General features: G+C 68.5%; 5 protein-coding genes. 1 reads left to right on the forward strand and 4 read right to left on the reverse strand.

What is annotated here, in order from left to right; all coding sequences use genetic code 11:
* Positions 1-114 precede the first annotated feature (114 nt).
* The 3 genes from CF70_RS29630 to CF70_RS29640 are packed head-to-tail and all read right to left on the reverse strand — an operon-like array spanning position 115 to position 3,076.
* Entirely contained in the window at positions 115-1,587 is a 1,473-nt protein-coding gene (locus CF70_RS29630) for a LutB/LldF family L-lactate oxidation iron-sulfur protein (protein WP_051649221.1), read from the reverse strand.
* Positions 1,584-2,303 (reverse strand): LutC/YkgG family protein, encoded by a 720-nt coding sequence (locus tag CF70_RS29635; RefSeq protein WP_035873961.1) that lies wholly within the window; start codon positions 2,301-2,303, stop codon positions 1,584-1,586. Before CF70_RS29635 ends, CF70_RS29630 begins: the two co-directional genes overlap by 4 nt.
* Entirely contained in the window at positions 2,300-3,076 is a 777-nt protein-coding gene (locus tag CF70_RS29640; RefSeq protein ID WP_035873966.1) for a (Fe-S)-binding protein, read from the reverse strand. Before CF70_RS29640 ends, CF70_RS29635 begins: the two co-directional genes overlap by 4 nt.
* A 128-nt stretch (positions 3,077-3,204) precedes the next feature.
* On the opposite strand from CF70_RS29640, the gene CF70_RS29645 reads away from it, so the two are divergent.
* A complete protein-coding gene (locus tag CF70_RS29645; RefSeq protein WP_035873976.1) occupies positions 3,205-3,918 on the forward strand; it encodes a FadR/GntR family transcriptional regulator in 714 nt (237 codons plus the stop codon).
* A 156-nt stretch (positions 3,919-4,074) separates the two neighbouring features.
* Here CF70_RS29645 and CF70_RS29650 read toward each other — a convergent pair whose 3' ends face one another.
* Positions 4,075-5,112 carry an AI-2E family transporter gene (locus tag CF70_RS29650; protein ID WP_035873980.1) on the reverse strand — a complete coding sequence of 346 codons (1,038 nt, stop codon included), beginning with the start codon at positions 5,110-5,112 and terminating at the stop codon, positions 4,075-4,077.
* Positions 5,113-5,202: the final 90 nt, after the last annotated feature.

A 5,202-nucleotide genomic window follows, 5' to 3' on the forward strand; every position in this document is an offset into this window, starting at 1 on the left:
ACCTTGACGGCTCGCTTCGCATCGCTTGGGGACTCGCTTCGCATCGCGCTGGGGTGGGGCTTGCTGGCGGGCCTGTACGTCTGCGCTTTTGTTGTGTCTGTTCCTGGTGCCGGCCTACTCTGCCTGCCCACGCTCGCGCAGCAAGTCCGACAGACTGCGCGGCGCAGGGGTAAGCGGCGCGCGGTGCCGTGTCCAGCCAAGCTGGCGCGAAGGTGTCAAGGCACGCAGCCGTGTTGCGGCCCAGCGGAACAGCCGGTAGGTGAAGGGGTGTGCAAAGGCTCCGCTCCAGAAGCGCCAGACCAGGTGTTCGCTGCGGCTGAATTTCGCGCCCTGGCCACGCAGCGGATGCGCTACCTGTTCGTCCGGATCGCGGTTGGCTTCGGTGCGCAGGCGGACCAGTAATTGCGGGATGGGGATGCGCACCGGGCACACTTCGCCGCAGGCGCCGCACAGGCTGGAGGCGGTGGCGAGGTCGGCGGTGGCGTCGAGCCCGAGCAGGTGCGGCGAGATGATCTTGCCGATCGGGCCGGGGTAGGTGGTGCCGTAGGCATGGCCGCCAATGCGCGTGTACACCGGGCAGTGGTTCATGCACGCGCCGCAGCGGATGCATTGCAGCGTGGCGCGCAGTTGCTCGTCGGCGTAGGCCTGGCTGCGGCCATTGTCGAGCAGCACCAGGTGTACCTCGCGCGGGCCGTCGCGCTCGCCGGCGCGGCGCGGGCCGGAGATCAGGTTGAAGTAGGTGGTGATGGCCTGGCCGGTGGCCGAGCGCGTCAGCAGGCTGGCCAGCGGTACGATGTGCTCCAGGCGGGCCACCACCTTCTCCATGCCCATGATGGCGATATGCACGTCGGGCACGGTGGTGGAGAGGCGGCCATTGCCTTCGTTCTCCACCAGCCACAGCGTGCCGGTGTCGGCCGCGGCGAAGTTTACGCCGGACAGGCCGATATCGGCGTTGACAAATTCCTGCCGCAGCGCGCGCCGGCCGGTCTGGATCAGCTCGTCCACGTCCTCGGTGTAAGGCGTGCCGGGGATGTGCCGCTCGAACAGTTCGGCGATGTCGCCGCGCGTCTTGTGGATGGCGGGCATCACGATGTGCGACGGCTTCTCGCCGGCGAGCTGCACGATGTACTCGCCCATGTCGGACTCGATGCAGTCGATGCCGCGCTCGGCCAGGTAATGGTTCAGCTCGATTTCCTCGCTGGCCATCGACTTGCCCTTGATCACCCGCCGCGCCTGGCGTGCCTGCGCGATGCGGTGCACGATGGCGTTGGCTTCATCCGCGGTCTCGGCCCAGTGCACCTGCACGCCGGCTGCCGTGAGCTTGTCTTCGAGCTGTACCAGCAGGTCGGGCAGGCGCGACAGGGCGTGCTGGCGCACCGCTTCGCCCAGGTCGCGCAACTGTTCGAGTTCGTCGCCGTCGGGGAACTGCACCGAGCGCTTGGCCTGCAGGAAATCCATGGCGCCACGGAAGCTGCTACGCAGCTTGGGGTCATCCAGCGCGGCGCGCGAGCGCGCCTTGAAGTCGGCGGCGGGGACGAAATGCAGGGGCGCGGCGCCTGCGGTGCCGGAGGTGTTCGGCGTACTCATTGGGCGGCTCCCGTTGCATCGCTGCGAGTGACGATGATCACCCACAGTTCGCGCGGACCATGCGCGCCGTAGGCCAGCGTCTGCTGGATGTCGGAGGTTTTGGACGGTCCCGACACCAGCACCAGGTTGGTCGGCATCCCGGTGCTCCAGCGTTCGGCACGCGCGGCGGCATGCAGGTCGGGATGCAGGGTGTCGGCGTAGACCAGCGCGATATGCAGCGGCGGCACCAGCGAGACGGTGCGCGGCGTTTGCGCGTCGGGCGCCAGGATCAGCGTGCCGGTGCCGGCAATGCCGGAACGCGCGACGGTAAAGCCCGCGTCCACGGTGTCGAAGAGCTCGGATTTCCAGGCTTCGATGGGGCGGTCGTAGGCGATGGCCGCCACCGGGGCGTGCAGGGCACGCACAAGCGCTGCGCCTTCCGCGCCGGCAGGGTCCAGCAGCAGGCGCCGCACGCCGGCGGCGGCGAGCTTGTCCGCCAGTTGCGCGGGCCACGCGTCGGCACTCGCGCACCAGGCTTGCGCGTGCGAAGCGCCCAGCGCGGCCTGCATGGCTTGCGCCAGTTCGATCGGGGTGGCAGGCATGGCGGATGCCGCCTCGCGGCGCGCCTGATAGTGCGCGTCGATGCGCGCGTCCAGCATGCTGGCATCGCTCGTGGCGGCCGGCGCTGCCGCGCGCAGCCTGCCCAGCATGCGCTCACGGGCATTCAGTGGGTTCATGCTTGGCCCCCGGTACGCCGCCACAGGAAGGTAGCGAGATGTTCCACCGGGAGCGCCGCGCCCTGGTGCCGGGCCGCATGCCCGATATTTAGCAGGCAGCCGCAGTCGGCGGAAACCAGCCGGTCGCAGCCGGTGGCGCAGGCCGAGGCGATCTTGTCCTGCACCATGGCGCCGGAGATATCGGGATGCTTGAGCGAGAAGGTGCCGCCAAAGCCACAGCATTCGGATTCGCGCTGGTGCTCGGCGCGCGTCACGCCGGGCAGGGCGTCGACCAAGGCCACGCCATGCTCGCGCGTACCCATTTCTCGACGCGCGGCGCAGGAGGTGTGCAGCACCACGGTCTCGGGCGGTTGCCCGGCCACGCCACTGACATCGAAGCGTACCTTCAGCACGTGCAGCAGGAATTCGCTGAGTTCGAACACGCGCTCGGCCAGTTCGCGCGCCTTGGGGCCCGCCACCGGGTCATGCTCGAACAGCTGGGGCCAGTGGTGCCGCATCATCCCGGCGCACGAGCCCGAGGGCACGATGACCGGCCACGGTTCGGCGAAGAGGTCCAGCTGGGCCAGCGCTACCGTGCGCGCCTGCTCCGGGTTGCCGCTGCTGTATGCCGGCTGGCCGCAGCAGCTCTGGCCGCGCGGGAAGTGCACGGTCAGCCCTTCGCGCTCCATCAGGCGCACCGCATCCAGCCCGGCTTGGGGCACGAACAGGTCAACCAGGCAGGTGGCGAACAGGTAGACCTGTGCCGGGGCAGGGGGATAGCGCCTTTGCTTCATGTCTCGCTCCGTGGGGCGGCTGCCTTGCTGTCAGGCCGGCCGGTGTTTGGGCGCATAATTCCGCGAGACGCGCGCCAGTTCAAATTGGTTGGACCAGGCGGATGCGCAGGACGATTTCGGAGCTGGGGATGGCGGCGGGCATGCAGGCGCGGGGGCGCGTGGAAGAGGTCATGCGGAAACTGGAAACGGCCATGCTGGACGGCACCTGGCCGGCTGGCGCGCGTCTGCCCGCGGAGCGGCTGCTGGCGGCGCAGTACGGCGTGGCCCGCAACACCATCCGCGAGGCGATCCAGCGCCTGGCCGCGCGCGGGCTGCTGCAGAGCCGGCAGGGCGCCGGCGTGTTCGTCACCGACCAGTTGCGTACCGGGATGGCCTCGCCGTGGCGCCAGCTGGTGGCCGACCACCCCGTACTGCGCGACGATATCCTGGAGTTCCGGCGCGTGCTGGAGGGCGCCACGGCCTATTTTGCCGCGCTGCGCGCCGATGCCGCCGATCTCAAGCGCATCCGCGGCCTGCTGCGCGCGCTGGAAACCTCCCGCGAGCAGGACGACAAGGCCGCCGAGGCCGAGGCAGATGCCAGGCTGCACGAGGCCATCGCCCAGGCTTCGCACAACACCATGTTCCTGCACCTGCATACCAGCGTGATCGGCATGCTGCGCGAACACATCACCATCAATGGCACCGGCCTGCGCGTGCAGGACGAGGACGCCTCGGCGCTATTGCTGCTGCAGCACCGCACACTGTGCGAGGCGATCTGCGCGCGCCGGCCCGAGGAGGCGCGCACCGCCATGCAGACGCATATCGATTTTGTGCGTAGCCGGGTGGAAGAGGGTGGGGTCTAGGGTGGATTGGTCCAACCAGGGTTGGCAGCCTGGCGGCTTGCGCCCTATTCGGCGCATCTTCGGCACGCGAGACGGCGCCGTGCGGCCCTCCCGATTTACCCTAAGTCTTCGGGACATCGGGGCGGCGGCGCGGCGCGAGCCGGCCAGGCCGCCGGCTCAGACCAGTCCCGCGTTGGACAGCTCGCGCTTCAGGTAGGCGTAGTAGATCGGCCCGGCAATCACGCCGGGGATGCCGTACAGCGATTCCATCAGCAGCATCACCGTCAGCAGTTCCCAGGCGGCGGCATTGATGCGCGCGCCGATGATGCGCGCGTTCAGGAAGTATTCGAACTTGTGGATCACCACCAGGTAGAACAGCGAAGCGATCGCCATCGGCAGCGAGATCGACAGCGAGGCCACCACGATGAAGGTGTTCGATATCAAATTGCCCAGCACCGGCAGCAGCCCGACCAGGAAGGTGAGCGCCACCAGCGTCTTGGTCAGCGGCAGGTGCACGCCGAACAGCGGCAACACCACCAGCAGGTAGACCGCCGTCAGTACGGTGTTGATCAGCGAGATCTGCACCTGGGCGAAGATGAACTGCGAGAAGGCCAGTTGCAGGTTGCGGGCGCGTTCCACCAGCGCCGTGGCCAGCGGCCTGCGGTTGGGCTTGGAGATGGCGCGGTACAGGGCGACCATGGCGCCGATCACGAAGCCGATCAGGATGTGCGCCAGGGTGCGCAGCACTTCGGCGCCCAGCTTCTGGGCCATCTGCGCGTGCTCGCGCAGCCAGTCGATCAGTGTGTTGGCCAGTTCATCCACCCCGCGCGGCAGCGCGTCGCTGACCCATACCGGCAACTGGGCCCGGGACTTGTCGATGATGTCGGCGGTGCGGATCAGCAGGGTGTCCAGGGTGTTGCCGTCGCCGCTGACGAAGCGTACGACTGCCCAGCCTCCCAGCGTCAGTCCCAGCAAGGTGACCGCCGACAGGATCGCCACTGCCAGGGCGTCGTGACGCTGGTGCAGGCGCACCAGCTTGGGGGCCAGCACGTCCACCAGGGAGTACAGCAGCAGGCCGGCCAGCAGGGCCGCCACCAGGTTGGCCTGCATCACTGTCCAGAGCGCCAGGGCGGTCAGGATATAGGCGGCCGTGCCGATGCTGAACCACTTTGCTTCCGGCAGGCGGGGCAAGTGTGGCGGATCGGGTTGATTCATAGGTCTCCTGCTTGGGGGGGCCGTGGGACGGCCGGGCGTCTGTGGATTGTACGGCGCTTGATTGGGGGGTGGGGGATTGGGGTGTTGCTG

Origin of the sequence: Cupriavidus sp. SK-3, from assembly GCF_000611145.1 — a bacterium.
GTDB lineage: Bacteria > Pseudomonadota > Gammaproteobacteria > Burkholderiales > Burkholderiaceae > Cupriavidus.

What these genes read in the sequence shown, in the direction of transcription:
- CF70_RS29640 (WP_035873966.1), bottom strand. Translation starts at nt 3,076, where the DNA reads ATGAAGCAAAGGCGCTATCCCCCTGCCCCGGCACAGGTCTACCTGTTC.
- CF70_RS29650 (WP_035873980.1), bottom strand. Translation starts at nt 5,112, where the DNA reads ATGAATCAACCCGATCCGCCACACTTGCCCCGCCTGCCGGAAGCAAAG.
- CF70_RS29635 (WP_035873961.1), bottom strand. Translation starts at nt 2,303, where the DNA reads ATGAACCCACTGAATGCCCGTGAGCGCATGCTGGGCAGGCTGCGCGCG.
- CF70_RS29645 (WP_035873976.1), top strand. Translation starts at nt 3,205, where the DNA reads ATGGCGGCGGGCATGCAGGCGCGGGGGCGCGTGGAAGAGGTCATGCGG.
- CF70_RS29630 (WP_051649221.1), bottom strand. Translation starts at nt 1,587, where the DNA reads ATGAGTACGCCGAACACCTCCGGCACCGCAGGCGCCGCGCCCCTGCAT.